This is a genomic window from Kribbella deserti (assembly GCF_042434725.1).
Classification (GTDB): Bacteria; Actinomycetota; Actinomycetes; order Propionibacteriales; family Kribbellaceae; genus Kribbella; species Kribbella deserti.
On record NZ_JBHLTC010000029.1, the window covers coordinates 22,070 to 48,572 of the forward strand.

Below are 26,503 nucleotides of genomic sequence, written 5' to 3' on the forward strand. Positions count from 1 at the left end.
GCCCCATGATAGACAAGTGAAGTTGAACAAGCCAGCTTGTCTATCTGAGGGGTGGAAATGACTGTTATCCGCGCGGCCGAGGCGCCGCGATTCGAACTTCCCGGCATCGAGTTCACCGGCCTGGCGTCGCCTAGCCGCGGCTCGGCCGGACTGTGCACCTGGCGCTTGACCCTGAGCCCGGGCATGGCCAACGAGCAGACGCATACGCTCGACCGGGACGAGGTGTTCATGGTGATCTCGGGCCAGGTGCGCATCACGCCGGACGGCGAGGAGCTCGGCCCAGGCGACGCCGCTGTCGTCGTGGCGGGCGATCCCATCCAGGTCGCCAACCTCGGCTCCGAACCGGCCGTGCTGCATGTCGCCATCACGGCGGGATTCACCGGCAAGATGGCCGACGGCACCATCGTCCAGGCGCCGGCATGGGCCAGCTAACGGATAAGGCCTTCGGGCTTGCTCCGCGAGTGGCCGCATCCAGCCAGGTCTGGGCCTGGCCGCGGCCACTCGCGGCACCACCGGCGATTCGCGGCGACTCGCGGCATGAGTGGCCGGTGCGACCGGTGCGAGCAGCCGGTACGACGTACACGTCATGCCGGTGGATCTGCTTAGTGCGTGAGAGTGGCGACGCCGAGGCGGTTGACGCTGTCCTTGATCACCACCCGGAGGCGGACGGCCCTATCCGGTGCCGCGCCCGGGAGCTTCGTGAGGTCGGGGTAGACGCGGTACGGGCCCGCGTCGTCGGTACCGAGGTGCGTCCAATCGCTCTGCCCTTCGACCCGCGCGGCGAAGGTGGCCTGCGCGAACGGCACACCTGGTACGTCGGCGATCAAGGCAGTCCGCCCGTCCGAGGTCTTCCCGCCCACGGATAACCTCGGCGCCGGGGCATGCGCCGTAGGCGGCAAGGCATTCCGGCTTCGGTACACCGCTGCTGACAAAGCTGGCACCGTCACCTGCACGGTCGACTGGTCCAAGCTCCGGAGCGACCTGGTACGTCGTACGGGCCAGTCCTGGTCGTACGTCATCCCGGCCGCGCCCACTGGTACGTCGAGGGCGCGGGGCTGGTTCGACGAGTTGGCCAGCACGAGGTACTCCGTACCGGCGATGCGGCTGAACGCGACGACATCCGCGTCGGTATGCCGCAGCACCTGGTTGCCGCGTTTCCAGATCGGATCGCGCCTCGTATAAGAAGCGAGAGCACTGATCTGTTTGTAGAGCGGGTGTTCACGGTCGAAGTTGTTGTCGGCCGGAGTGGCGTCCGTACCAAGCTGGTCCTGGTTGACGAAGTCGGGCACACGCGTCGGGAACATGTCCTGCCGGGCCTCGGCGTCACCGCCCGTTCCGATGAAGCCTTGTTCGTCGCCGTGGATTGGCTGAGATGATCGGGGGGTGCCCTCTGTACTGACCGGTTTGACCCGGCTGACCGGCGAGCAGGTCCGGCTGGTCGTGTCTCCGTTGCTGGAGCTCGGTTCGGCTCTGCACGTGCTGGCGGCGCCCGACCACCACGACCGGGCTGAATGGGCTGACCGGGTCAAGGCCACGATGACACCGGCCGAGAACGCCGAGCTCGACGCCTGGTCTTGGACGTACCGTGCCGTGCGGGCGCGGATCTTCGTCACCTACCCGGTCGAAGAGCCCGAAGCCGGACCGGCGGAGGGCAATGGCTGGCAGCGTGAACTCGCGCGGCTACGGTCTAGGCCAACCGACGAGCTCGCGGCGGATCTCGTGCGGCCGCTGCAGGCCGGTTCGGGTGACCTCGATTCGGTCCGGCATTGGGCGCGCAGTCGCGGGCGGGAGGTCGACGTACTTGTAGCGGGCTTGCTGACAGACCCGGACCGGCCGGTGGAGAGATTCCTCGATCTGCTGGACCGGTGTTGGCAGGCGTGGTTCGCCGCCGATTGGGCGCAGGTCGCGCCGAAGTTGACGGTCCGCGGGCGGCACGACCGTGACCTCGCGATCCGGCAGGGCCTGGCCAGCATGCTGACCTCGCTCGACCCGGCGATCGACGGCAAGCCCGGCGCGGATTCCGTGGTGGCGCAACGCCTGCACAGCAAGCGTCTCGACGTGGGGAGTCGCGGCCTGCTGCTGGTACCGAGTGCCTTCGTCGCGCCACACCTGTATCTCACCGACGTTCCAGGGCACCCGATCTCGGTGATCTACCCGTTCGATGGCACGGCGGGCCCGGCCGTTCCGACGGCGAAGGCGCTGCAAACCCGGCTGGAGACCCTCGCTGCGCCGATCGCCCTGCGGATCTGCCGAGCCGTCGCCAGCGAACCCCGGACCGCAGGCGAGATCGCCTCCTTGTGGAATCTCAACTCCACCCAGGTGACGAGACACCTCCGCGCCCTGACCCGTGCGGGCGTTGTCACCGCCGCGCGCGAGGGCCGGTTCGTCACGTATCGGCTCGACCATGCCGCACTTCGCGACCTGGGCGACGAGTTGCTCACCCTGATCATGCGCTGAGGTCTCCATCATCTGCTGGAGTGATCCGCGCCAGACCGTCGTTTGACGTGATCCGGCAATCGACGGAACACGTCGGCTCCGAACGGCTGGAATAGCGCCCATGACGTCTGCCCTCCGCCTGCCGGTGATCCGCCGCCTGATCCTCGCCACTGTGGTGAACACCCTCGGCAACGGGGTGTACGCCGCGGTCGGCGCGCTCTTCCTCACCCGGGTCGCCGGGCTCTCCGTCCCCGCGGTCGGCCTCGGCCTGACGATCGCCGCCCTGGCCGGGCTGATCACGAGTACGCCGCTCGGGGTGGTTGCCGACCGCCTCGGCCCGAACCGCGCGTACGTGGTGTTCCTGCTGATCCAGGCGATCGCGATGGCGGGCCTGACGCAGGTCCGCTCGGTCGGCTGGTTCATCGCGATCGCCGTCGTCACCGCCATCGCGGATTCGGGCCAGCGTGGTGCGAAAGGCGCCTTGATCGCGGGCGTCGTACCAGCCGAGCAGCGGGTTCGTACCCGGGCCCAATTGCGGGTCGCCACCAATATCGGCATGGCCGTCGGTATCGCGCTCGCGGGTATCGTGCTCGCGGTCGACCGTCCGACGGTTTACGTGGTGGCGTTGCTCGCGGACGTTGCCACCTTCGCGGCGACCGCGGCGATCGTCGCCTGGGGGATGCCGTCCGTACCGCCGGTGCCGATGGCCTCGGGCCCGTCGGCGCTCACCGCCTTGCGGGACCGGCCGTACCTCGCGTTTGTTGCGCTGGACGGCTTGCTCACGATGCACGCAGCGATGATCCAGGTGGCCATGCCGCTATGGGTGGCCACCGCGACGGATGCGCCGACGTGGGTCATCTCGGTGCTGCTGGTGCTGAACTCGATCGCTGTGATCCTGCTGCAGGTGCGAGTGGCCCGCGGCACCGAGGAATTGCGTGGTGCTGCACGAGCGGGGCGCCGGGCTGGTTGGCTGCTCGCGATCGCATGCGCGGTGCTCGCCTTGACGGATGTGACTTCCGGGCCGGTCACGATCGGCCTGCTGATCCTGGCGGCGCTCGTGCACGTGCTGGGGGAGATGCTGCAGTCGGCCGGTGGTTGGGGCGTGAGCTTCGAACTCGCGCCGCCCGGCGGGCAAGGTCAGTACCAGGGCGCCTACGCGATGGGGCGGCAGATGGGCGACCTGATCGCGCCGCTGCTCCTCACCGTCGTCGCGGTCTCGATCGGCTGGCCGGGTTGGCTCGCGACCGGGGCGATCTTCTTTCTCGCAGGCACCCTCATTCCACCGGTGGTCCGCGGCCACCAGGCGGCCCAACCTCCGCTGACACCCGCCGCAGCCTGACAACCAAAGCCTGGCCAACCAAAGCCTGGCCAACCAAAGCCTGGCAACCAAAGCCTGACGGTCAGAGCTTGGCGGGCATCTTCAGCAACGTACGAAGGGCACGCGCGGCTGCGTGGCCGGCCCGGTTGGCGCCGATCGTGCTCGCGGAAGGCCCGTAACCCACCAGGTGCACGCGATCGTCGCGAACCACGCGGGTGCCGTCCATCCGGATGCCACCGGCCGGCTCCCGCAGATGTAGCGGCGCGAGATGCGCCAGATCCGCGCGAAAGCCCGTCGCCCACAGAATCGCGTCGAACCGTTCGGTCGTACCGTCGGCCCATTCCACCCCATCGGCCACGATCCGCCGGAACATCGGGCGCCGCTGGTAGACCCCGCGCGCCGCGGCGGCCTTCTCCTGCTCGCGAAGCTGCAACCCGGTCACGCTCACCACGCTGCGCGGCGGCAGACCGGCGCGGACGCGTTCTTCCACCTTCGCCACTACGGCTCGCCCGATCTCGGGGCCGAACTCCTCGCCATCACGCCAAACCGGCTCGCGACGAGTCACCCACGTCGTACTGGCGTGTTCGGAGATCTCCGCGAGCAGTTGCACCGCAGAGGCACCTCCGCCGACCACGAGTACGCGCTGGCCCGTGAACTCCTCAGCGCCGGTGTAGTCGGCCGTATGGAGTTGGCGGCCCTTGAAGGTTTCGATACCCGGGTACCACGGGATGAACGGCCTATCCCAAGTACCAGTGGCATTGACGATCGCTGCCGTGTTCCAGACGCCTTGGTCAGTCACGACCTCTAGACGACGCTCCGGAGCTTCGCGGACGGTACTAACCGCCACAGGCCGCAGAATCGGCAAGTTGAACTGCTGTTCGTACTGCCCGAAGTAGTGCGGCACGAACTCGTTGGCCCGCTCACTACCCGCACTCTCCGGTACGTCGAGCCCGGGCAGCGTCGCGATCCCGTGGACGTCGTACATGGTCAACGAGTCCCACCGGTGCTGCCAGGCTCCACCCGGCGCAGGGTTGCGATCGAGCACTACCACCTCGTCGTACGGGCGAAAGCCCATCCGGACGAGGTGGTAGGCGGTCGACAAACCTGCCTGCCCTGCTCCGATCACAACGACGTCGACATGCTCCACACCTGCTTCAACCCGTTAGCGGGCGTGGATCTTCCGGCGTCACTTCCAGCTGGTGTCGATCTTGCGGTGATACCGCTGACCGGCCTTGCCGCCGATGACCGCGGCGAGCAGGGTGACCAGCAGTAACGCGCCGGCCAGGATCAGGCCGCCGGTAGTGATGGTCTCGTCCGACAGCGACAGCGTCGGGATGTCGACCCGGTCGAGCACGTTGTACTCGTTGCCGGCGAACGCGCCGAGACCGGCGACAAGCAGCGTGGCGAGTACACCGATGGCCCAGACGCCTAGACCCTGGCGAGCGCCGTCGAACCGCGCGAGCCGGCCGGCGACGTACCCGCCGGTGTAGTAGGCCAGAGCCATCACCAGCAGCAGGATGATGCTCGAGACCAGCCCGACCGTCCCGGCCTGGCTACCGATCTCGTCCCAGTTGATCGTGACCGCGTAGTCCACCGCGGTGGCGATCGCGCCAACCACCCCGGCCAGTAGGACCGTGATGGCCACGGCGATCAACCAGCCGAAGAAGGCCGAACCACCCTTGAAGCCCCGGTAAACGGGGTCAACGGTCTCGACCACCTTCGTATCGGCGCGATGAGCCGGTGCCGGCGGCACGGTCGTTTCCTCGGTCTTGTCTTCGTAGTGCTGAACCATGACGCTCTCCTCAGCGATCAGCCCGTGACCGGTCAGGTACCCCCGGTCGCGAGCCTCATGCGCCGCGTGGTTCAGCGCGGCGGCCGATGCTCAGGGATAGCGGCGGGGGGTGAAGACCAGCCGGCCGGCCTCGCGCTCGATCACCTGGGTCGTCGACGAGCCGATGATCAGCAGGCAGCGCATATCAACCTGCGCCGGATCGAGCTCGGCCAGCGTGGTGACGGTGATCGCCTCCTCGGGCCCGCCGACGTCGCGGCCGATCACCACCGGAGTCGCCGGCTCGCGCACCGCCAGCAGCAGGTCGCGCATCGCGGCCACCTGCCAGGTACGGGTTTTCGAGGCCGGGTTGTAGATCGCGATGGCCAGATCCGCCGCCGCAGCCGCCCGGATCCGCTTCTCGATGACGTCCCACGGCTTGAGCCGGTCGGACAGCGAGAGTACGCAGTAGTCGTGCCCGAGCGGAGCGCCCACGCGGCTCGCCACCGCCTGCGCCGCGGTCAGCCCGGGCAGTACGACGACCTCAACATCCTGGTACGCCGGTTCGCTCGCCACCTCGGTAACCGCGGAGGCCATCGCGAAGACGCCCGGATCACCCGACGAGACCACCACGACGCGCGATCCCTTGCGGGCCAGATCCAGCGCGAAGGCCGCGCGCTCGGACTCCACCCGGTTGTCCGAACCGTGCTTGCGCTGGCGGGCCCGATCGGGCAGGCGATCCAGGTATGGGCCGTAGCCGATCAGGTCGTCGGCCTGGGCGATGGCGGACCGCACCTGCGGGGTCATCCAGTTCGGGCCGGCCGGCCCGAGGCCCACCACCGTGACGGAACCACCGACCGCGGAGGCTTCCATATTGGTGCCTTCGGCAACAAAATTGTTGATAGGGCTGGGCAGCAACGCCAGTGAGAAGTACGGCACCGAGTCGGGATCCACCTCCGACAGCGGCATCGTGCGCTGGTCGGCGGTCGTCGCTCGCTCGACGTAGAACGCCTCGTCGGCCCGGCCGGCCAGCTCGAAGGCCTCGCGCACGTTGGTGAACGTCCGGCCGAGCTTCATCACCGCGGCGGCGTCGGTCTGCGCGAGGCGCTCGGCGAGCACGTCCGGCGGCAGCGTGCCGGGCAGCACGGTCAGGATCTCGTCGCGCTCGCACAACGGCCTGCCCAGTACGGCGGCCGCGGCGCTGACCGAGGTCACGCCGGGTACCACCTCGCACGGATAGCGATCGGCCAGCCGCTTGTGCATGTGCATGTAGGACCCGTAGAAGAGCGGATCACCCTCGGCCAGTACGACGACGTCGCGCCCGGCGTCGAGGTGGGCCGCCAGCCGTTCGGCGCAGTCGGCGTAGAAGTCGTCCATCGCGCCCTGGTAGCCGCCTGGGTGATCGGTCGTCTCGACCGTGAGCGGATAGACCAGGTGCTCTTCCAGCTGGCCGTCGCGCAGGTACGGCGCGGCCACTGAGCGGGCGATGCTGCGGCCATGCCGGGCGCTGTGGAACGCGATCACGTCAGCGGCATTGATCAGCCGGGCTGCCTTGACCGTCACCAGTTCGGGATCACCGGGGCCGAGCCCGACACCCCATAGTTGTCCCGTCATTCTTCCTCGCTCGCGATCGCGTTGATGGCGGCCGCGGTGATCGCGCTACCGCCCCGGCGGCCCCGGACCACCAGGTACTCCAGCCCGAGTGAGTTGGCCGCGAGAGCCTCCTTCGATTCGGCCGCGCCGATGAACCCGACCGGGATCCCCAGTACGGCGGCGGGCCTGGGTGCGCCGGCTTCGATCAGCTCGAGCAGCCGGAACAGCGCGGTCGGAGCGTTGCCGATGGCAACCACCGCGCCATCGAGACGGTCCAGCCACAGATCGAGAGCGGCCGCACTACGAGTGGTCTCGAGCTGAGCGGCGAGTTCGGGTACGCCGGGCGCGGACAGCGTGCAGACGACCTCGTTGTCGGCCGGCAGCCGTCGCCGGGTGATCCCCGCGGCCACCATGGCGGCGTCGCAGAGGATCGGGGCGCCGGCCCGCAAGGCCTCGCGGGCGGACTTCACCGCGCCGGGGGACCAGGCGAGATCCTCGACCAGATCGACCATGCCACAGGCGTGGATCATGCGCACCGCGACCTGCGCGACGTCGGCGGGCAGGCCGTCCAGCGCCGCCTCCGACCGGATGGTGGCGAACGACTGCCGATAGATCTCGGCTCCGTCGCGCTCGTAGTCCAGCTGGCTCACAGCGTCCTCATCGTCTTCTCGTTGTTTCTTCGGGCGGCGATCAGCTCGCCCACTTGCTCGCGGCCAGCCGGGACACCATCCACCAGGTATCCCTCGCTGGTCGCGACCACATCCACCAGCTCATCGGCGGGATGCCCGCACCGCCGCTCACACCCGGACCAATGCACGGGCCGCCCGCGCCCACTCAACCTCAGCGTCGTACGCCGCGCATCGGCACGTACGTCGGCCAGGGCCTTCGCGCAGCCGGGTTGTCCCGCACAAGCCGTCGTACCGACCCATGGCGACTCGGGATCAACCACCAGGCCGACGCCGGCTAGACGCTCTTCGGCGGCGTGAACCTGGTCCGCGGGGATATCCGGCAGTACGAGCGAACGCCAGGGTGTAACCCGTACGGCCTGTCCGATTGCCTCGGCCTGGTCACTGGTCAGACTCCCGAGGGGAACGACTACGACGAGCGCGACGCGTCCATCCGGCTGCAGGTGGCGTCCGGCCTCGGTGGGCCCGCCCTGCGGCGCTGAGGCCTCTGACGGGTCTTGGGCGGTTTGATGGTTCAGACGGACTAGAACGCGTTGTACGCCGTCTTCGAGTTCCGCGAGCCGCCAGGCCTCGGAACGCTGCTCGGCTCGTTCGGCGAGGAAGGCCCGGGCGGTAGCGAGCAGGAGGCCCGTTCCTTGCGAGAGGTTGGCTCGGACGCCTGTGTCGGCTCCAGCCAGTCTCAGGGCGATCCGGCCATCAGGAAATACTTGGAGCCCTGCGTCCGCCTTGAGCGCGGTGAGATCGCCCCGGCCGTCGTCGAGGGCGAACAGGAACCGCCCGGGCAGTTCCGCCAGGTCAGCCCGTGCGCACAGCAGACGATCTAGCTGCGCCACCAGCGGCCGTACGTCGTACAGGCTGGTCGAGTCCAGGCCGGTCAGTGGAGAGGCCAGGATGTTCCGGACGCGCTCGTGCGTCATCGAGGGCAGCAGGCCCGCCGTGTACAGGCGGTCCGAGAGGGTCTGCTCGCTGCCGGGCTTGAGCCCTCTGATCTGCAGGTTGGCCCGGGAGGTCAGTTCGAGTCTGCCGTCGCCTACCGCGATGGCGGCGCTCGCCAGGACTTGGAGCTGGTCCGCGCTGACGAAGCCGCCAGGGACCCGAATGCGGGCCAATCCACCGTCAGCCGCCTGGTGTACGGCCAGCACGCCCGGACAACTGTCCGGGCTGGTTCGGGCTGGCGGCATACGGAGGACCACGGCCGCGATGCTACTTGCCCACCTCCACCGCCCGGATCAGCAGCGGCCCCGATGTGAGATATGTGGTATTCCGGCGGCTCCTACGCGCCGCTCATGATCCGCCGATCGCTGCGGGGATTCATCCACAGTGGATCGAACATAGATTCGATAATTGCGCAGCGAGTGGGTAGGATCGCTCGCATGAGTCTTCGTGAGCGACCTTGGCCGGACCGGGCGGCGACGCTGCCTGCCGCCGTGCTGGGGTTCCTGGAGTTCGTGCATACGACGGCGGTGAACAAGCTCGTCGGCTTGCGTGAGGAGCAGGCCCGGGCAACGCCATTGCCGACTTCGCCGTTGATGAGCCCGCTCGGGCTGATCAAGCACCTCACCGCGGTGCAGCGGCAGCACATCCAGGTCCACATCGGCGGGAGCCGGCTGCCGCTGCTGTGGAGCCACGATGACCATGGCTTCGACTTCCGGCTCGAGCCGGACGACTCCATCACCACCGTCGTCGCGGCGTACGACGAGGAGTGGCTGCGTTCCCAGCAGACGCTCGCGGAGGTGGACTGGAGTTCGTTCGTCGAGGTCTATGGGCAGCAGGTGCGGGTGGAGCGCCTGCTCACCGATGTCCTGCAGGAGTCGGCTCGCCACTTGGGCCACCTGGACATCTTGCGGGAACTCATCGACGGAACGACGGGGGAGTGAGGCGTTTGGTGTCCCCAGGAGAGCCGGTAGCCGGGATCACAGCACGGTCTGGAGCATCACGCTCTGGGATGCGAATCCCTGCCGCTGATAGAACCGCTGCGCCTTCTCGTTCGCGGCATAGGCGCTGACCGAGGCGAACACCGCGTTTTGTTCGCGAGCCCAGTCGAGGAACCGGGTGGTGAGCAGCGCGCCCACGCCCTGGCTCCGGATGTCGGCCCAGATGTAGATGCTCTCCAGCACGGCGGAGCGATGCGGCCGGGTCGAGCCCGGCTCGTTCACGCGACCGACTAGATGACCGATCAGCCGGCCACCGTCGTCGTACGCCAGTAGCAGCAGCCAGTCCGGATCGCTTACCAGCGCGCTGTACCGCGCATGGCCCTCGCGCTGGGGCCAGCTGGTGTCCGTCAGCGGGTCGAACTGTCCGGCGTCGTCGCGGAACAGGTTGGTGACGGACTCGACCAGCTGGTCGACGTCGCGTTCGGTGACAACTCGGACCGTTGGCATGCGGCCGAACCTAGCCCACCGAAGGGCCGAGTTCGCGGGTCCAACGTGGCGTCACACCGAGGATGTGCAGGTCCGGGATCGCCGGACCTGCACTACGGCTTCGGCGTAAGGGCTTCGGGTTCGTCAGGACGTTTTTGGCAGGTCCGACCGGACCTCGACCGCCGCGAAGGGCTTGATCTGGCCGAGCAGCAAGGGATCGACCGACTTGTCGCCGAGCAGGTGGCGTCGGTAGAAGGCGCTTGCGTACGTGACGAATACCGCGCGTTGCTGGCCCTCCGTGAGCTGCTTGTCGTCCTTGATCGGGTCTTCGCTGTCTCGGCAGTATCCAGGCGCCGGAGGCGGGTTGGTGGCCCACAGGTGGGCGTCGTCGTACGAGCGGACTTGACCGCTGGCGGGCGACCACTGGGTGTTGAAGAAGTTGTGGTTCGCGCCGCGCACGTACCACTGGTAGAGCGGCGCACGGTTCTTCTGGTCGTAGAAGTCGAACCGGCGTCCGTCGGTCGCGCCGTCGCAGCTACCAGCGACAACCCCGATCGGCACGTTGGTGATCCGGTACGGCGTGTGCTCGGGCCTCTCCGGTTCATCGTCGGGCGAGTAGTGCTCGACCGCCGCCAGTGGCAGTACCGCCTTGATCTTCACACCAGCGGGCCACTTCGCCTGGTGCACGTCAGCCGCCTGGAAGCCCACGCCGCGGCCTCCGCGGGAATGACCGCTCAGACCAACGTTCGACATGTCGAGGTGACCCTTGAACTTCGGCGCGTCCTTAAGGACCTTCGCGAGTGGGCCGTCGCCCTTGCTGGCCAGGCGCTGCCAAAGGCTCAGGTGCTTGTTGATGAGAGCGGCGCGAGCTTCGTCCTGGATCTGGCCTTGCTGGCCGGCGTTGACCCCGTTAGCGCTGATGGAGACCGTGACGATGCCCTGAGCTGCCAGGACCTTCCCGAGATAGTCGTAGCCGCGGTAGCTCGGCATCGCAGGCGTGCCAGCCGCGCAAGGCCACGACCCCAGCGCCTTGTAGGCCTTCGCGATGATCGCCTCGAGCCGTGCCTGCTCAGCCGGGTCGGTGGTGTGCTCCAGTTCGGCGCTCGCCTGCTTTTCGGCTCGATCGGCCTCGCGGTCGGCGCAGGTCTCCCAGAGCCCATGCGAGATCAGTACGACGGGGTGGCGGCCCTTGCCCAGGTTCTTCGGATAGTGCACGACGCCGGCCAACTCGATCTTCGCCAGCCGCTCGGAGCCCTCGTCATCCCCCAGAAACCCCGGTACCTCGAAGGCGGTATCGCCAAGGTTGTAAACCGAGCTCTCCACCGCGAGCGTCCGGTGCCGCGCGACTACTCCGGACAGATCCGGTTGGGTCAACCGCGCGGCGGTGGCACCAGGGGCGGCGGCGGTGGTCAGCAGGACCGCGGCGGCTCCGCCCGCGAGTACCCGTTGCCATGACCTAGTCAACTCCGGCAAAACGCGTCCTTCCTCAGAGATCAACCAGCCCGCCGGCTCGCCCTCTGACGGGGCGAGCACCAACGCACTGCTCGGAGGATGACGCGCTACCTCGCGGAACCGTTTACACAGGAGCGGTAGGTCAGGCCTCTAGGGGGCCGATGGCGTAGCGGGCTTGCATGGTTTCGCTGGCGGCCGGGCCTGCGGTGAAGACGAAGTCGGGGCCGTCCACCCGGCGGCCGGTCGCGCGGTCCACTACGACGGGCTCGACCTCTGTGCGGGTTTCGGCGTCGACCAGGATCATGCTGCGCTCGTCCGGCTTGAGCTGCTGGTTGCCCCACGCGGCCATCGCCACCAGAACGGGCCGAAGTGATCGGCCTAGGTCGGTGAGGACGTAGTCGAAGCGCGGTGGATGTTCCTGGTATTGGCGGCGCTCCAGCAGGCCATCGGCGACGAGTTCCTTCAATCGGCTGGTGAGGGTGCTCGCCGAGAGGTTGAGGTTCTGCTGGAACTCGTCGAACTTCGTGAAGCCGTCGAAGGCGTCGTGCAGGATCAGCACCTTCCACCACTCGCCGACATGCTGGATCACGGTGGACAGCGGGCTTTCCCGGTCCTCGTCGCGGATCTGGTTCACAGCGATCTGGACCACCCGTCCCTTCGACGCCACGGTGCCAAGCAAGAGGCCCCGAACCAAACTGGTTCAGGGCCTAACGCGCTGGGCGCCCCCGGCAGGATTCGAACCTGCGCACCCGCCTCCGGAGGGCGGTGCTCTATCCCCTGAGCTACGGGGGCTCGGGACGGGAGGAACAGTACCAGGAAATCGGCCGGAGGTTTTCACCCGGGGCCATCCCTGACTCGACCCTGGCTTGCCCGCGCGGCGGGATCCCGTCGCGCGAACGGGTCGTCATAGTGGATGTAGGCCCAACCAGTGAAAGGAAATCCGAACCATGGCTACCTCTTTGGTCCGTCCGTCGCACGATCGCTGGATCGGCGGTGTCTGCGCCGGTCTGGCCCGCCGGTTCGGCACGTCGTCCAGCACGATGCGGCTGATCTTCGTGATCAGCTGCCTGCTGCCGGGCCCCCAGGTCCTGATCTACCTCGTGCTCTGGGCGCTGATGCCGTCCGAGCGCTGAAGTCACTGATGGTCCGTCAGGGGATGAGGCGGTGAGAGCGATTTCACAGCGGGCGGTTTCCCGGTCGTGCCGATCTTGGCGCGGGCGGTGACAAAAAGCCTTCGCTGGAAGGAACCGCCACAACCCTCGGCCAGCCGACAGGGCGGCCCGTCGCGAGACGGGCCGCCCTTGCTGTCGTCGGCGAGGGTCCTACCGCTGCGCGCCATCCGGGCCCCTTGCAATCAACGCTCGGGCCGACGAGATCGAGGCCGCCGCCTTGCGCGTACGGCGCGAGCTTGCGGGCCGCGATCTCTTTACTGCAAGGGCTCTTGCAGCCCTTGACCGTGAGGGCGGTGGGCCCGTCGGCCGAGGCGATGATCCCAGCAGGCGCGTTTGAACGCCCGCCACGGTTAGTCGAACACGCGACTGCCGGACGGCGGTGAGTGCTCGCGTGCGAAACTTCCCTCCGCCGGAAGGAGGCGAAACCGTTGATGAAGGATCGGGTACGACGTGGCCTGTCCGTCGTACTGCTGCTGGCCGCCACCGGCGCCACGCTCACCGCTTGTCAGGTCGGTCCCGCGCCGCCCGGTCCGGCCGAGGCTCGTACGGGGCCGCCGCCGTGGTCGGCGCCGCGCGACGCCGTGTCGTACATCGACAAGGCTGGGATGGAGCGACTGCCGCTCGACTTCAAGGGCCCCACGCCGTACTACGTGAAACTCATCGTCACGGTGGACGGCGCTCCGGTGGAACTGCCGGTGGACATCGGTATCGACCGGGTCCGTGCCGAACAGGCAGCGGTGCATACCCACGCGACCGACGGCATCGTCAATGTCGAGGCCAAGACCACCACCGAACGGCCGACGCTCGCCCAGTTCTTCACCCTCTGGGGCGTCCGGTACGACGCGAAGTGCCTCGGTGACGCGTGTGGTGGCGTCGAGGTCCAGGTGAACGGCGAACCCGCTGCCTGGGACGCCAAGCTGCAGAGGGAAAGCCTGATCGAGGTCGCCGCCAAGCGCTGAGGTGGCGGACCGGATCGGTAGCCGGGGCAGTTGTTCAGCAGGGCTTCATCGCCGTGCCACCTGATCACGCGACAGGTGACGCCTGGCGGCGATTCGCTGACGGCTCGTCCGCCTATTGAAAGTGATAATCATTATGCGTTTGTCCGGGTTCAAGCCTGTTGCCCTTCGAGCCGGGCTGGCCGTCACCGCCGGCACCCTGCTGATCGCCGCCAACACCGCAACGGCCCAAGCGGCCGGTATGACCTGGAGCGGCGACTTCAGCTCGCGGTCGACCGCGATGAAGCGGTTGGCGAACTGCGCCGCGACCGCCTGGTACAACGACAGCAAGTCAGGTGGCGCCATCACCGGTTGCAACAACGCTTCGAGCAATTCGTACTGGGACGGCATGCGTCTCGGTGCGGCCGGCTACCACGGCATCGAAGGCAAGCGGGTCGCCTACCGCTCCGATCAGTCCTGCCCGCCCAAAGACGGCTTCCAGTACGTCAAGTGCTTCTACGTCGGCGGCAAGGCCAAGGGCCACCCGGTCATGACCGTGGCCATCGAGTCCTACGGCGCCGGCGGCCAGGACGTGAACGTCACTTGGTACTACCTGTAAATCCGCCACGCCAGGCGAATGGCGGCTCCGGTGGTTCGACGCCGGCGCCACCGACCTGCAGATGCGGGTGTTGGCGAGCGCGAAGGTTTTACCTTGCGTGTCCAGGCAATGGCTATACGTAGCGGGGTTCTTCTGGTCCACTGGTCGCCGTCTCGGGTGTGAGGCCGGAGCCGGACGAGGGGAACCACCGCCATGGTTTTGTCGCGCCAGAAAGCACGTTTGCTCGCCGGACTGGCGGTTGTTGCCGCCGTCACCGGCATGACCGCCACGGCGAGTTGGGCTCACGACCCGGACACCCCGGCAGGCCGCGATGCCGCCCGCCGCTTCCTGGTCGACCGCGAGCCGGTGAGCAAGGCGGCACCGATCACCGGTGCCGCCGCCACGCCATGCGTGAACGGAACCGCCGCCGGTTATCCCTGTAAGGGCGTCGACCTGCTGAGCGTGTTGCCGATGAACAGCATCGGCGGGGGCCAGGGCAACGACATCTGGGGCTGGACCGATCAGCTCACCGGCAAGGAGTACGCGTTGATGGGCCGTACCAACGGCACCGCCTTCGTCGACATCTCCACGCCGACCTCGCCGATCTACCTCGGCAATCTGCCCACCCACAGTGGTACGGCGCCCTGGCGCGACATCAAGGTCTACAAGGACCACGCGTTCATCGTCGCGGATGTGTCCGGGCACGGTATGCAGGTGTTCGACCTGACCCGCCTGCGGAACATCTCGAGCCCGCAGAAGTTCACGGCCGACAAGCACTACGCCCAGTTCGGCAACGCGCACAACATCGCGATCAACGAGGCAACGGGCTACGCCTACGCCGTCGGCTCGAACACCTGCAGCGGCGGACCGCACATGGTCGACATCCGTACGCCGAAAACGCCCGTCTCGGCTGGTTGCGTAGCGGCGGACGGGTACACCCACGACACCCAATGCGTGATTTACAAGGGCCCGGACGCGACGTACACGGGACGCGAGTTGTGCTTCAACGCGAACGAGGACACGCTCACCATCGTCGACGTCACGAACAAGGCAACCCCCAAGCAGGTCGTACGCAAGACCTACAACGGATCGGCGTACAGCCATCAAGGGTGGTTGACCGAGGACCACAAGTACTTCCTGCTGGATGACGAACTGGACGAGCAGAAACGGTCTGTGAACACCCAGACCTACATCTGGAACGTGCAGGACCTCGACGCGCCCGTCCACACTGGCACGTACACCGCGCCCTCGAAGGCGATCGACCACAACCAGTACGTGCTGGGCAACTACTCGTACCAGGCGAACTACCGGGCCGGCCTGCGCATCGTGGACATCAGCAAGGTGGCAACCGCCCAGCTGACCGAGGCGGCGTACTTCGACATCTACCCGGCCGACAGCAACGGCAGCTTCAACGGTGCCTGGAGCACCTACCCGTACTTCCCGAGCGGCAACGTGGTGATCAGTGGCATCGAGCAAGGGTTGTTCGTGGTGAAGCCCCAGCTCGGCAACATCCCGCCGCCGACCGGGCAGGCCTACACCAACGACACGGACGTCGCGATCCAGGACAAGGCGACGGTCGTCAGCGAAATCCCGATCACGGCACGTTCGGGCAACGCGTCGTCGGCCGTGAAGGTGGATGTGAGGATCCGCCACACCTACCGAGGCGATCTGGCGATCGATGTGGTCGCGCCGGACGGCACGGCGTACCGCGTCAAGGACCCGAGCAACGGCGACGGCGCAGACGACGTAGTAGCCACCTACACCATCAACGCCTCCTCCGAGCCCATCAACGGCACCTGGAAACTCCGCATCCAGGATCTCTACACCGGCGACACCGGCACCCTGGACTCCTGGACCATCACTCCGTAGGTCCACCCGCGCCGGGTTCTCACTTCGTGTGCGTCGACGCGCCGGGCTCTCCCTTTCGTTGCGTTGATTCGTCTGGAGTCGCTCGCCCTTTCGTACGGCGGCCCGCTGTGGTCGCCGACGTGGGCGGGCGAATTCGGACGAGTCGTCGTCTTCGCCTGCCCTGGGAACTCCGAAACCGGGAGGGGGTTCGGTGGTCACCCGTCCCCCTGAGTGGTCGCAATTGTCAGGTGGACCCGGGACGCGTCAAGGGTCGAGATCGGCTTCGCCGACGCGTGCGCGCCCTTGACGCGTCCCGGGTCCACCAAGGGCGGCGGGCTATCAGGGGGACGGGTGGGGTGTGGCCGGTTGTGTCGGGTTGGTTCGGTGGTGGCGCGGCTGGTTGGCCGGGTGGTCCGCCTCGGCGAATCGCCCGGGTCGCCGGGATCGCCCGGGGTCACCCGGGATCACCGGGACCACCGGGATCGCCGGGATCGCCGGGATCGCCGGGATCACCCGGGATCGCCCGGGGTCGCCGGGATCGCCCGGGGTCGCCCGCATCCGTGGGAGTGGCTGGCCACTGGGGTGGGGGGTTACCACCTGGGAATCCGGGGTGGTAACCCACCGGCGGGGTGGCTGGCCACTCGCAGGATTGGCGTGAGGTGGTGTTGGTGGCGATCGGTGCTGGGGTTTCGGGTCGGCTGCCGGGTTTTTGCTCGGTTACCGGGTTTTGGTGTGTCCGCTGCCGAGTTGTTTGGCCGCTACCCGGTTGTAGCCGGGTAGTCGTACCAAAAGTCGGTAGTGGGTTCGGCTGGACCGCCCCCGGGCCATCGGGGCGCCCGCTGGGGGCATCGGGACCGCCCGCCGGGTCGTCGGGATCGCCAGTGAGGGTCATCGGGACCGCCCGGCGCCGGGGGCATCGGGACCCAGTCGGGCCAGCGGGACCCCAGTCGGGCCGCCGGGATCCCCGGTCGAGCCGTCGGGGCCGTCAGTCGGGCCACCAGCCCGGGTCGAGGGCGGTGGACCCGCGCGGGGGCGTGCCGGAGGTCCTGGCGCGGAGCGTGCGGATATCCCGATCCCGGGCAGACCTCACCCGTCCCCCTGATAGCTGCCGCCTTTTGGTTGGTTCGGGCCGGGTCAAGGGCGCGAACGCGTCACCGCAGGTGATTGAAAACCCTTGACGCGGCCCGAACCGACCTGACAATTCGAAAGACCTCAGGGGGACGGGTGCCAACCGGAACCACCCGGCTCCGACAAACCGGGCGCACAGACGAGAATCGAAGGGAAAGCGACCACCTGGTGGGACGGTCGGGGGACGGATCTGCCGGAGGAATGGGGCTGGGTACGCCTTGGGGACGTAAAAGTGGGGCAAGGAGTGACCAGGGAACGGAAACCCTGTCCGGAGCACGGGATCGCCGCCGTTAGGCTTGGCCGGTGACCCCGGAACAGCTCGCTACCACGATCCTGCAGGCCCTGACCACCCTGGTCGACGATGGCACGCTCACCGTCGAGGGCGGGTTGCCCGCCGAACTGAAGGTGGAGCGGCCCAAGAATCCCGAGCATGGCGACTACGCGACGAACGTGGCGATGCAGCTCGGTAAGAAGGCCGGCATGGCGCCGCGCCAGTTCGCGGAGCTCCTGGCAGCCCGGCTGAGCGATGATCCGGCCATTACGGCGGTGGAGATCGCCGGGCCGGGGTTCATCAACATCCGGGTGGCGGCCGATGCTCAGGGCAAGATCGCGGCGGCGATTCTGGAGGCCGGTCAGCAGTACGGCAGCAGCGCCACGCTGAAGGGCCAAAAGATCAACCTCGAGTTCATCTCGGCCAATCCGACCGGGCCGTTGCACCTCGGGCACACCCGCTGGGCCGCCGTCGGTGATGCGCTGGCGCGGGTGCTGATCGCGGCCGGAGCGGATGTCACCCGCGAGTTCTACGTGAACGACCGTGGCGCCCAGATGGAGAAGTTCGGCGCCTCGCTGTACGCGTCCGCGAAGGGCGAGCCGGTCCCGGAGGACGGATACCACGGCGAGTACATCCACGATCTCGCCAAGCGCATCGTCGCCGAGAACCCCGAGATCCTCAACACCAACGACGCGCAAACGGCGTTCCGTGAGGCCGGGTACCAGCTCCAGCTCACCGAGCAGCAGAGCCAGCTCGACCATTTCCGGACCAGCTTCGACGTCTGGTTCTCCGAGCGCAGCCTGCACGAGCAGAACGGCGTACCGCACGCCATCGACAAGCTGCGCGAGCAAGGCCATCTGTACGAGGCCGACGAGGCGCTCTGGATGCGGACCACCGACTTCACCGACGACAAGGACCGGGTGCTGATCCGGACCGGCGGTGAGCCGACGTACTTCGCCTCCGACGCGGCGTACTACATCAACAAGCGCGAGCGCGGTTTCGACGTCTGCATCTACCTGCTCGGAGCCGACCACCACGGGTACGTGAACCGCCTGAAGGCGATCGCGGCCTGCGCGGGTGACGACCCCGAGCACAACATCGAGATCCTGATCGGCCAGCTGGTGAAGATCCTCAAGGGTGGCGAGGAGATGAAGCTGTCCAAGCGGGCAGGCACCATCGTCACGCTGGCCGAGCTGGTCGAGGAGGGCGGCGTCGACCCGCTGCGCTACACGTTGTGCCGCTACCCGGTGGACTCGCCGCTGACCCTGGACATCGAGGAGATGACCCGGCAGGTCAGCGAGAACCCGGTGTACTACGTGCAGTACGCGCATGCCCGGCTGGCGTCGATCCTGCGCAACGCGGCCGATCTCGGCATCAAGCTGGACGAGTTCGAGCCGGGCCTGCTCAGCCATGACCGCGAGGGCGATCTGCTCCGCGCGCTGGCGGAGTTCCCCGGCGTGGTGGCGACGGCCGCCGAACTGCGCGAGCCGCACCGGATCGCGCGCTACCTGGAGGACACCGCCTCGAGGTTCCACAAGTTCTACGACAGTTGCCGGGTGCTACCGCGCGGTGACGAGGAGGTGGAGCCGGTGCACAAGGCTCGTCTCACCCTGGTCTCCGCGACCAAGACCGTGCTCGCCAACGGGCTCGACCTGCTCGGCGTCTCCGCTCCGGAGCGGATGTGAGGGCGCACGAGGCGGGCGCGCTGCACGCGGACCTCGGGTACCGGGGTCCGGCCTGGCTGCGCGCGCCGAAAGACGCCAACGAACTGGTCAAGTCGCTCTGGTCGATGACCGCGCTCAAGAACGCCGACGGCGCGCTGGAGATCGGCGGCCTCGACGTACGTGAGCTGGTCGCCGAGCACGGCAGCCCGGCGTACGTGCTGGACGAGGCCGATTTCCGTGCTCGCGCCCGGGCGTTCAAGGAGGGCTTCAAGAACTTCGACGTGTACTACGCCGGTAAAGCCTTTCTCTGTACGACGGTCGTGCGCTGGGTGATGGAGGAGGGGCTCAACCTCGACATCTGCTCGGGCGGTGAGCTCGCGACAGCCCTGCGCGCGGGCGCGGATCCGGCCCGGCTCGGGTTCCACGGCAACAACAAGTCCGTCAGCGAACTCACCCGCGCCCTCGAGGCGGGCGTCGGCCGGATCATCGTCGACAGCTTCCACGAGATCGAGCGCCTGGACGCCCTGGCCGTCGAGCGCGGCCTGGTCGCGCCCGTGATGATCCGGGTCACCGCCGGCGTCGAGGCGCACACCCACGAGTACATCGCGACCGCCCACGAGGACCAGAAGTTCGGGTTCTCGATCACCTCGGGCGACGGGTTCGAGGCGGTCAGCCGGGTCCAGCGGGCCGAGGGGCTGGAGCTGCTCGGACTGCACTCGCACATCGGGTCGCAGATCTTCGACTCGTCCGGGTTCGAGGTCGCGGCCAAGCGCGTACTCGCCTTGCACGCAAGGGTTTCCACCGAGCTCGGCGTCGACATGCCCGAGCTGGACCTGGGCGGCGGCTTCGGTATCGCCTACACCACCCAGGACGACCCGTCCGACCCGCACCAGTTGGCCACCGAGCTCGGCAAGATCGTCGAGCACGAGTGCAAGGCCTTCGACGTCGAGGTACCGCGGGTCTCGATCGAACCGGGCCGCGCGATCGTCGGACCGGCCGTGTGCACGGTGTACGAGGTCGGCACGGTCAAGGAGGTCGAGCTCGACGCGGGCGCCTCCCGCACGTACGTCTCGGTCGACGGCGGTATGAGCGACAACATCCGTACCGCCCTGTACGACGCGGACTACTCCTGCACGCTGGCGGGACGGCGTTCCGAGGCGGAGCCCACGTTGGCCCGGGTCGTCGGTAAGCACTGCGAATCGGGTGACATCGTGGTGAAGGACGAGTTCCTGCCGTCCGACGTCCGCCCGGGCGATCTTCTCGCCGTACCCGGCACCGGCGCGTACTGCCGGTCGATGGCGAGCAACTACAACCACGTACCGCGCCCGCCGGTGATCGCCGTGCGGGACGGGCAGGCGCGAGTCGTCGTACGCCGGGAGACCGAGGACGACCTGCTCGCTTTGGACATGGGAGTGCAGTGATGAGTCACGGTGCGGTCAAACCCCTGAAGGTCGCCCTGCTCGGCTGTGGTGTGGTCGGGACCGAGGTGGTCCGGATTCTCACCGACCAGGCCGACGACCTGGCCGCCCGGGTCGGCGCCCCGCTGGAGATCGCCGGGATCGCGGTTCGCCGCGCCGGCCGGGCCCGCGACATCGCGGTGGACGAGTCGCTGATCACCACCGACGCGCACGCGCTGGTCTCGCGTGGCGACCTGGACCTGGTGATCGAGGTGATCGGCGGTATCGAACCCGCCCGCAGCCTGATCCTCACCGCGCTGGAGAACGGCGCCTCGGTGGTCAGCGCGAACAAGGCCCTGCTCGCCGAGGACGGCGGCACGCTGTTCGCCGCCGCCGAGAAGTACGAGCGCGATCTGTACTACGAGGCCGCCGTGGCCGGCGCGATCCCGATTCTGCGCCCGTTGCGCGAGTCCCTGGCCGGTGACGACGTCACCAAGGTGATGGGCATCGTCAACGGCACCACGAACTACATCCTCGACAAGATGGACTCGACCGGCGCCGGCTTCGACGAGGCGCTCGAAGAGGCCCAGGCCCTCGGATATGCCGAGGCCGATCCGACCGCCGATATCGAGGGTTTCGACGCCGCGGCGAAGGCGGCCATCCTGGCGAGTTTGGCCTTCCACACCAGGGTTTCGATCGCGGACGTACACCGCGAGGGCATCACCGAGGTGTCCGCGACGGACATCGCCTCGGCCCGCGAAATGGGCTGCGTGGTCAAGTCCCTGGCCATCTGCGAACTCGACGCCGCGACCGATTCGGTCAGCGCCCGGGTGCATCCGGCGATGATTCCGCTGGGTCATCCGCTGGCCTCGGTGCGGGACGCGTACAACGCCGTTTTCGTGGAATCCAAAGCGGCCGGCCAGCTGATGTTCTATGGTCGTGGTGCCGGCGGCGCCCCGACGGCCAGTGCTGTCCTCGGGGATCTGGTGTCCGCCGCGCGCAACCGGCTCAAGGGAGTGCCGGGGGTCGGCGAGTCGTCGTACACCCAGCGGGCCGTGCGCCCGATGGGCGATACCCAGACCCGCTATCACGTGTCGCTGGACGTGGCCGATAAGGCCGGCGTGCTCGCGGCGGTGGCCTACGCGTTCTCCGAGCACGGCGTGTCGATTCAGACCGTGCGGCAGGAGGGCCGGGGTGGTGACGCGCAACTGGTTGTTGTCACCCACACCGCCAGTGACGCCGCGTTGTCCGCGACCGTGGAGGCCCTGCGAGACATGGACATCGTTCGAGAAGTCAGCAGTGTCATGCGGGTTGAAGGGGAATAATGATGGTTCAGCGGCGACATGCATGGCGTGGCGTTATCGAGGAGTACCGAGACCGATTGCCGGTTTCGGCCGACACTCCGGTGGTGACGCTCGGCGAGGGTGGTACGCCGCTGGTGGCAGCGCAATGGCTCAGCGAGCAGACCGGGTGCGAGGTCTGGCTCAAGGTCGAGGGCAACAACCCGACCGGCTCGTTCAAGGACCGCGGTATGACGGTCGCGATCTCGCTGGCCGCGCAGGCCGGGGACAAGGCCGTCGTCTGTGCCTCGACCGGTAACACCTCGGCCAGCGCCGCGGCGTACGCCGTGCGCGCGGGGCTACTGCCGCTGGTACTGATTCCGGCCGGACGGATCGCGAAGGGCAAGCTCGCGCAGGCGATCGTGCACGGCGCGCAGTTGGTCTCGATCGACGGCAGCTTCGACGACTGCCTGCGGATCGTGCGCGAGCTTGGCAAGAACTACCCGGTCGCGCTGGTGAACTCGGTGAACCCGGTCCGCCTGGAAGGGCAGAAGACCGCCGCCTTCGAGGTGTGCGACGCCCTCGGGGACGCGCCGGATCTGCACCTGCTGCCGGTTGGCAACGCGGGCAACATCGCCGCGTACTGGAAGGGCTACAACGAGTACGCCAAGGACAAACTCGCCTCGAAAACCCCGCAGATGTGGGGGTTCCAGGCCGAGGGCGCCGCGCCGATCGTGCGCGGGGAGATCGTCGACAAGCCCGACACCCAGGCGACGGCGATCCGCGTCGGCAACCCCGCTTCGTGGCAGCTGGCCGCGGCCGCGCGCGACGAGTCGGGCGGGCGGATCGAGGCCGTGACCGACGAGCAGATCCTCGCCGCGCAGCGCGAACTCGCTGGTAAGGAAGGCGTTTTCGTCGAGCCTGCCTCGGCCGCCGGCGTCGCCGGGCTGCTCGCGACCAAGGCCGCCGGGCGGCTCGACGGTGGCCAGACGATCGTGATCACCGTGACCGGGCACGGCCTGAAGGACACCGATACCGCCCTCGCATACGCCGTACCGGATGGTGTGGACGCGCCGGTCACCCCGGCCGAGACCGACGCCGTCGCCCGCGTCGCCGGACTGGTATGAGTTCGGCCGTCCGGGTCCGCGTTCCCGCCACCAGCGCGAACCTCGGACCCGGCTTCGACGCCTTCGGCCTGGCCGTCGAGCTGTACGACGAACTGACGGTGGTTCCGCGCGACTCGGGCCTCTCGGTCGAGGTCACCGGCGAGGGCGCGGACGCCGTACCGCGGGACGAGTCGCACCTGGTCGTGCGGGCGATTCGCGCCGGGCTGAAGTCGCTCGGCGCTTCCGTCGGCGGGTTCGACCTGCACTGCGTGAACCGCATCCCGCACGGCCGCGGCCTCGGTTCGTCGGCCGCCGCGATCGTGGGTGGTATCGCCGCCGCCTACGGTCTGACCGGAACTCCGCTGGACCACGTGAAGGTGCTCGAACTGGCCAACGAACTGGAAGGCCATCCGGACAACGTCGCCGCCGCGGTGTACGGCGGATTCACCATCGCTTGGGTGGACGGCGGGACCGGCAGGGCCGTTCGGCTCGAACCGGCGGAAGGCCTTTCTGTCACTGGTTATGTGCCATCCACCCCGCTGTCGACCGAGGTGGCTCGCGGCTTGTTACCGGCTTCGGTCTCGCACGCGGACGCGTCCGCCAACGCGGGGAAAGCGGCTTTGCTGGTTGCGGCGCTGACCACTCGGCCGGAGCTCTTGCTGACGGCGACGGAGGACCGGTTGCATCAGGAGTACCGCGCGCCGGCGATGCCGGAAAGCCTGGCCCTGATCAGAAAGCTGCGGGCCAACGGCCAGGCCGCGATCGTCAGCGGCGCCGGTCCGACCGTGCTGGTACTGGGGGACAGCGGGCTCGAGGCGCCGGATGGCTGGAACCTGCTGCGATGCGGCATAGATCCAGTGGGCGTACAGGTCTGGTCATCGGCCGATTCCACCACATCGGAATGATCGGCCGGGGACACGCGTTGTACCCCTGGAGTCGTGTTGTTGACCCCCTGTGGTGCTAGTCTCGACTCACCCGATCCCCTCCAGGTGATCGGTGAACTCTCGCCACGATCCGGGCCTAGCTCCCGGCACCTGGTGTTCGGTGGCGCTCTCCAGTGAATTCCTGACGCCGCCTGCGTCGGAGGTTCCAGGGGACCCAGATCTTGCGCGAGAGACTCTATGCCCACGTATCCGTTTCGAGGTCGTGGGTGATGATTCCGGGCGATGAACCTGAGGACATCGTCCATCCGTGTGGGAAGGACCTCACGTGACAGAAACTGTTGAAGCCTCCAGCGCGGTCGGCGCCTCGCCGACTGCTGCCGGTGAGACGCCCGCGCGTCGCCGGAAGTCTGGTGGCGGCCTCGAGGGAATGCTGCTGCCCGAGCTGAAACAGCTCGCCGGCACGCTGGGCATCAAGGGCACCGGCGCACTGCGCAAGGGTCAGCTCATCGAGGCGATCAAGGCCGCCCAGTCGGGTGGCGGTTCGGCGCCGGCGTCCAGCCGGTCGAAGTCGAGCCAGCCGACCCTGGACGAGGCGGCACCGGAGCCGGTGGTCGCGAAGACCGAGGCCCGCAAGAACGACGGCGACACCGCCCGGGACAGCCGGCGGGAGAACGGCCGCACCCGGGGGACGCGTTCAGAGGCCCGTTCAGAGGCCCGTTTAGAGGCCCGTTTAGAGGCCACTGAGGCCCCAGAGCAGAACCGCGCCGAGAAGGCCGACAAGGCCGCCGGCGCCGAGGTAGCCGAGCCGAAGTCGGCCGAGTCTAAGTCGGCCGACCGGGCGGAGCGCGGCGATCGTGCCGAGCGCGCCGAGACCAAGGTCGAGGCAGGCGACGGTCAGGACCAGCCGACCCGTGGCGAGCGTTCCCGTGGCCGCGAGGCCCAGCGGGAGGCGCAGCGTGCGGAAGCCCAGCGCGGCGACAACCAGCGCGGCGATGCGCAGCGTGGCGACGGCCAGCGCGCCGAGCAGCGTGAGGGCCAGCGCGACGGTCAGCGTGGTGAGACCGCGCGCGGCGGCCAGGACGGCCGTGGCGACCGGAACCAGGACCGCAACCGCAACGCCGATGGCCGTGGCGACCGTGGTGCCGACGGGCGGGGTGACCGTGGCGCCGATCGCGCTGACCGCGGCGACCGTGGTGCTGACCGCGGTGCCGACCGTGGTGGGGACCGCAACCAGGACAACCGCGATGGCGAGGACGGCGATGGCCGTCGCCGTCGTCGCCGCGGCCGGGACCGCGAGCGCAACCGCGATGGCGGCGCCACGGTCGGTGGCCGCAGCGAGCGTGGCCGCGCCGGCGGTGGCCGCAACGAGCGGTACGAGCAGGAGCCGGTGGTCAACGAGGACGACGTCCTGGTTCCCGCCGCGGGCATTCTCGACGTGCTCGACAACTACGCCTTCGTCCGGACCAGCGGCTACCTGCCCGGCCCGAACGACGTGTACGTCGCGCTGTCGATGGTCAAGCGTTACGGCCTGCGCAAGGGTGACGCGATCACCGGCGCGGTCAAGCAGCCGAAGGACGGCGAGCGCAAGGAGAAGTTCAACCCGCTGGTGCGGATCGACACGGTCAACGGGGCAGACCCCGAGGCCGCGAAGCACCGCCAGGACTTCAACAAGCTCACCCCGCTGTACGCGTCGGAGCGGCTCCGCCTGGAGACCGAGTCGAACATCCTGGTCACCCGGATCGTCGACATCGTCAGCCCGATCGGCAAGGGCCAGCGCGGCCTGATCGTCTCGCCGCCGAAGGCCGGTAAGACGATGGTGCTGCAGGCGCTCGCGAACGCGATCACCACGAACAACCCCGAAGTGCACCTGATGGTCGTGCTGGTGGACGAGCGGCCCGAAGAGGTCACCGACATGCAGCGCACGGTCAAGGGTGAGGTCATCGCCTCCACCTTCGACCGGCCGGCCGATGACCACACCACGGTCGCGGAACTGGCGATCGAGCGTGCCAAGCGGCTGGTCGAGCTCGGCCACGACGTGGTCGTACTGCTCGACTCGATCACCCGCCTCGGCCGGGCGTACAACATCGCGGCCCCGGCCAGCGGCCGGATCCTGTCCGGTGGTGTCGACTCGTCGGCGCTGTACCCGCCGAAGCGGTTCTTCGGCGCGGCCCGCAACATCGAGGACGGTGGCTCGCTCACCATTCTGGCCACCGCGCTGATCGAGACCGGCTCCAAGATGGACGAGGTCATCTTCGAGGAGTTCAAGGGCACCGGAAACATGGAGCTGCGGCTCCGTCGCGAGTTCGCCGATCGCCGGATCTTCCCGGCCATCGACGTGGTCGCCTCCGGTACCCGGCGCGAAGAGCTGCTGATGAGCAAGGACGAGACGGCCGTGACCTGGAAGCTGCGCCGGGTGCTGTCCGCACTCGACGGCCAGGCCGCCCTCGAGCTGCTGATCGGCAAGCTCAAGGAGTCCAAGTCGAACATCGAGTTCCTGATGCAGGTGAACAAGACCACCCCCACCTCGGGCGGCGGCCGCAGCACTGACGACGGCAGCTAGCAATACCTGAAACGCACGGGCCCGCCACTCTCCGGAGTGGCGGGCCC

General features: G+C 68.2%; 23 protein-coding genes and 1 tRNA gene. 14 read left to right on the top strand and 10 right to left on the bottom strand.

From position 1 onward, the window contains the following. Nucleotides 1–57: 57 nt before the first annotated feature. A complete protein-coding gene (locus ACFFGN_RS21930) occupies nt 58–432 on the top strand; it encodes a cupin domain-containing protein (protein WP_380050728.1) in 375 nt (124 codons plus the stop codon). Between the two features lie 170 nt (nt 433–602). Here ACFFGN_RS21930 and ACFFGN_RS21935 read toward each other — a convergent pair whose 3' ends face one another. Next, nucleotides 603–1,304, bottom strand: coding sequence for a hypothetical protein (locus ACFFGN_RS21935; RefSeq protein WP_380050730.1), 702 nt, complete (start codon nt 1,302–1,304; stop codon nt 603–605). Nucleotides 1,305–1,383: 79 nt separating this feature from the next. On the opposite strand from ACFFGN_RS21935, the gene ACFFGN_RS21940 reads away from it, so the two are divergent. Next, nucleotides 1,384–2,457 (top strand): ArsR/SmtB family transcription factor, encoded by a 1,074-nt coding sequence (locus tag ACFFGN_RS21940; protein ID WP_380050732.1) that lies wholly within the window; start codon nt 1,384–1,386, stop codon nt 2,455–2,457. A gap of 100 nt (nt 2,458–2,557) precedes the next feature. Beyond that, nucleotides 2,558–3,775 carry an MFS transporter gene (locus tag ACFFGN_RS21945; protein ID WP_380050734.1) on the top strand — a complete coding sequence of 406 codons (1,218 nt, stop codon included), beginning with the start codon at nt 2,558–2,560 and terminating at the stop codon, nt 3,773–3,775. 61 nt (nt 3,776–3,836) lie between these two features. On the opposite strand, the gene ACFFGN_RS21950 is transcribed toward ACFFGN_RS21945, so the two are convergent. From ACFFGN_RS21950 to cobG, 5 genes are all read right to left on the bottom strand, one after another. Then, nucleotides 3,837–4,901 (bottom strand): FAD-dependent oxidoreductase, encoded by a 1,065-nt coding sequence (locus ACFFGN_RS21950; protein ID WP_380050736.1) that lies wholly within the window; start codon nt 4,899–4,901, stop codon nt 3,837–3,839. A gap of 39 nt (nt 4,902–4,940) precedes the next feature. Continuing rightward, a complete protein-coding gene (locus ACFFGN_RS21955; RefSeq protein ID WP_380050738.1) occupies nt 4,941–5,546 on the bottom strand; it encodes a hypothetical protein in 606 nt (201 codons plus the stop codon). Between the two features lie 90 nt (nt 5,547–5,636). Then, nucleotides 5,637–7,136 carry a precorrin-2 C(20)-methyltransferase gene (locus ACFFGN_RS21960; RefSeq protein ID WP_380050740.1) on the bottom strand — a complete coding sequence of 500 codons (1,500 nt, stop codon included), beginning with the start codon at nt 7,134–7,136 and terminating at the stop codon, nt 5,637–5,639. Further along, nucleotides 7,133–7,765, bottom strand: a complete 633-nt coding sequence (locus ACFFGN_RS21965) for a precorrin-8X methylmutase (protein ID WP_380050742.1) — start codon at nt 7,763–7,765, stop codon at nt 7,133–7,135. Before ACFFGN_RS21965 ends, ACFFGN_RS21960 begins: the two co-directional genes overlap by 4 nt. After that, nucleotides 7,762–8,994 carry a precorrin-3B synthase gene (gene cobG / locus ACFFGN_RS21970; protein ID WP_380050744.1) on the bottom strand — a complete coding sequence of 411 codons (1,233 nt, stop codon included), beginning with the start codon at nt 8,992–8,994 and terminating at the stop codon, nt 7,762–7,764. The genes ACFFGN_RS21965 and cobG overlap by 4 nt, the downstream gene beginning before the upstream one ends. Before the next feature lie 180 nt (nt 8,995–9,174). Here cobG and ACFFGN_RS21975 point away from each other — a divergent pair, with 180 nt between their 5' ends. Next, on the top strand, nt 9,175–9,678 hold the full coding sequence (locus tag ACFFGN_RS21975) for a mycothiol transferase (protein WP_380050746.1): 504 nt from the start codon (nt 9,175–9,177) through the stop codon (nt 9,676–9,678). A gap of 36 nt (nt 9,679–9,714) precedes the next feature. On the opposite strand, the gene ACFFGN_RS21980 is transcribed toward ACFFGN_RS21975, so the two are convergent. The 4 genes from ACFFGN_RS21980 to ACFFGN_RS21995 all read right to left on the bottom strand — a co-directional run bounded on the left by ACFFGN_RS21980 (nt 9,715) and on the right by ACFFGN_RS21995 (nt 12,405). Then, a complete protein-coding gene (locus ACFFGN_RS21980; protein ID WP_380050748.1) occupies nt 9,715–10,182 on the bottom strand; it encodes a GNAT family N-acetyltransferase in 468 nt (155 codons plus the stop codon). Between the two features lie 123 nt (nt 10,183–10,305). Further along, the gene (locus ACFFGN_RS21985; RefSeq protein ID WP_380050750.1) at nt 10,306–11,634 is read right to left on the bottom strand and encodes a hypothetical protein; all 1,329 of its coding nucleotides are present in this window, start codon (nt 11,632–11,634) and stop codon (nt 10,306–10,308) included. Nucleotides 11,635–11,755: 121 nt separating this feature from the next. After that, entirely contained in the window at nt 11,756–12,280 is a 525-nt protein-coding gene (locus tag ACFFGN_RS21990) for a winged helix-turn-helix transcriptional regulator (RefSeq protein WP_380050752.1), read from the bottom strand. Between the two features lie 53 nt (nt 12,281–12,333). After that, a tRNA-Arg gene (locus tag ACFFGN_RS21995) sits at nt 12,334–12,405 on the bottom strand. Between the two features lie 155 nt (nt 12,406–12,560). On the opposite strand from ACFFGN_RS21995, the gene ACFFGN_RS22000 reads away from it, so the two are divergent. The 10 genes from ACFFGN_RS22000 to rho all read left to right on the top strand — a co-directional run bounded on the left by ACFFGN_RS22000 (nt 12,561) and on the right by rho (nt 26,456). After that, the gene (locus ACFFGN_RS22000; protein ID WP_380050754.1) at nt 12,561–12,746 is read left to right on the top strand and encodes a PspC domain-containing protein; all 186 of its coding nucleotides are present in this window, start codon (nt 12,561–12,563) and stop codon (nt 12,744–12,746) included. A gap of 470 nt (nt 12,747–13,216) precedes the next feature. Beyond that, nucleotides 13,217–13,744 carry a hypothetical protein gene (locus ACFFGN_RS22005; protein WP_380050755.1) on the top strand — a complete coding sequence of 176 codons (528 nt, stop codon included), beginning with the start codon at nt 13,217–13,219 and terminating at the stop codon, nt 13,742–13,744. Between the two features lie 133 nt (nt 13,745–13,877). Further along, nucleotides 13,878–14,339 carry a hypothetical protein gene (locus ACFFGN_RS22010; protein WP_380050757.1) on the top strand — a complete coding sequence of 154 codons (462 nt, stop codon included), beginning with the start codon at nt 13,878–13,880 and terminating at the stop codon, nt 14,337–14,339. 192 nt (nt 14,340–14,531) lie between these two features. After that, nucleotides 14,532–16,187: a choice-of-anchor B family protein gene (locus tag ACFFGN_RS22015; protein ID WP_380050759.1), complete on the top strand. Its 1,656-nt coding sequence runs from the start codon at nt 14,532–14,534 to the stop codon at nt 16,185–16,187. Between the two features lie 1,410 nt (nt 16,188–17,597). Next, a complete protein-coding gene (argS, locus tag ACFFGN_RS22020; RefSeq protein WP_380050761.1) occupies nt 17,598–19,250 on the top strand; it encodes an arginine--tRNA ligase in 1,653 nt (550 codons plus the stop codon). Then, nucleotides 19,247–20,650, top strand: a complete 1,404-nt coding sequence (gene lysA / locus ACFFGN_RS22025) for a diaminopimelate decarboxylase (RefSeq protein WP_380050763.1) — start codon at nt 19,247–19,249, stop codon at nt 20,648–20,650. Before argS ends, lysA begins: the two co-directional genes overlap by 4 nt. After that, entirely contained in the window at nt 20,650–21,951 is a 1,302-nt protein-coding gene (locus tag ACFFGN_RS22030) for a homoserine dehydrogenase (protein ID WP_380050765.1), read from the top strand. The genes lysA and ACFFGN_RS22030 overlap by 1 nt, the downstream gene beginning before the upstream one ends. Continuing rightward, nucleotides 21,951–23,033: a threonine synthase gene (thrC, locus tag ACFFGN_RS22035; RefSeq protein ID WP_380050767.1), complete on the top strand. Its 1,083-nt coding sequence runs from the start codon at nt 21,951–21,953 to the stop codon at nt 23,031–23,033. Before ACFFGN_RS22030 ends, thrC begins: the two co-directional genes overlap by 1 nt. Then, a complete protein-coding gene (gene thrB / locus ACFFGN_RS22040; protein ID WP_380050769.1) occupies nt 23,030–23,917 on the top strand; it encodes a homoserine kinase in 888 nt (295 codons plus the stop codon). The genes thrC and thrB overlap by 4 nt, the downstream gene beginning before the upstream one ends. A gap of 304 nt (nt 23,918–24,221) precedes the next feature. Then, nucleotides 24,222–26,456: a transcription termination factor Rho gene (gene rho, locus ACFFGN_RS22045; RefSeq protein WP_380050771.1), complete on the top strand. Its 2,235-nt coding sequence runs from the start codon at nt 24,222–24,224 to the stop codon at nt 26,454–26,456. The last annotated feature ends 47 nt before the right edge of the window (nt 26,457–26,503 follow it).

Coding starts and splice junctions, on each gene's coding strand:
- ACFFGN_RS21980 (WP_380050748.1), bottom strand. CDS start 10,182: ATGCCAACGGTCCGAGTTGTCACCGAACGCGACGTCGACCAGCTGGTC.
- thrC (WP_380050767.1), top strand. CDS start 21,951: ATGATGGTTCAGCGGCGACATGCATGGCGTGGCGTTATCGAGGAGTAC.
- ACFFGN_RS22005 (WP_380050755.1), top strand. CDS start 13,217: ATGAAGGATCGGGTACGACGTGGCCTGTCCGTCGTACTGCTGCTGGCC.
- ACFFGN_RS22010 (WP_380050757.1), top strand. CDS start 13,878: ATGCGTTTGTCCGGGTTCAAGCCTGTTGCCCTTCGAGCCGGGCTGGCC.
- ACFFGN_RS21955 (WP_380050738.1), bottom strand. CDS start 5,546: ATGGTTCAGCACTACGAAGACAAGACCGAGGAAACGACCGTGCCGCCG.
- ACFFGN_RS21930 (WP_380050728.1), top strand. CDS start 58: ATGACTGTTATCCGCGCGGCCGAGGCGCCGCGATTCGAACTTCCCGGC.
- ACFFGN_RS21935 (WP_380050730.1), bottom strand. CDS start 1,304: ATGTTCCCGACGCGTGTGCCCGACTTCGTCAACCAGGACCAGCTTGGT.
- ACFFGN_RS22000 (WP_380050754.1), top strand. CDS start 12,561: ATGGCTACCTCTTTGGTCCGTCCGTCGCACGATCGCTGGATCGGCGGT.
- ACFFGN_RS22015 (WP_380050759.1), top strand. CDS start 14,532: ATGGTTTTGTCGCGCCAGAAAGCACGTTTGCTCGCCGGACTGGCGGTT.
- ACFFGN_RS21960 (WP_380050740.1), bottom strand. CDS start 7,136: ATGACGGGACAACTATGGGGTGTCGGGCTCGGCCCCGGTGATCCCGAA.
- ACFFGN_RS21945 (WP_380050734.1), top strand. CDS start 2,558: ATGACGTCTGCCCTCCGCCTGCCGGTGATCCGCCGCCTGATCCTCGCC.
- ACFFGN_RS22030 (WP_380050765.1), top strand. CDS start 20,650: ATGAGTCACGGTGCGGTCAAACCCCTGAAGGTCGCCCTGCTCGGCTGT.
- ACFFGN_RS21975 (WP_380050746.1), top strand. CDS start 9,175: ATGAGTCTTCGTGAGCGACCTTGGCCGGACCGGGCGGCGACGCTGCCT.
- thrB (WP_380050769.1), top strand. CDS start 23,030: ATGAGTTCGGCCGTCCGGGTCCGCGTTCCCGCCACCAGCGCGAACCTC.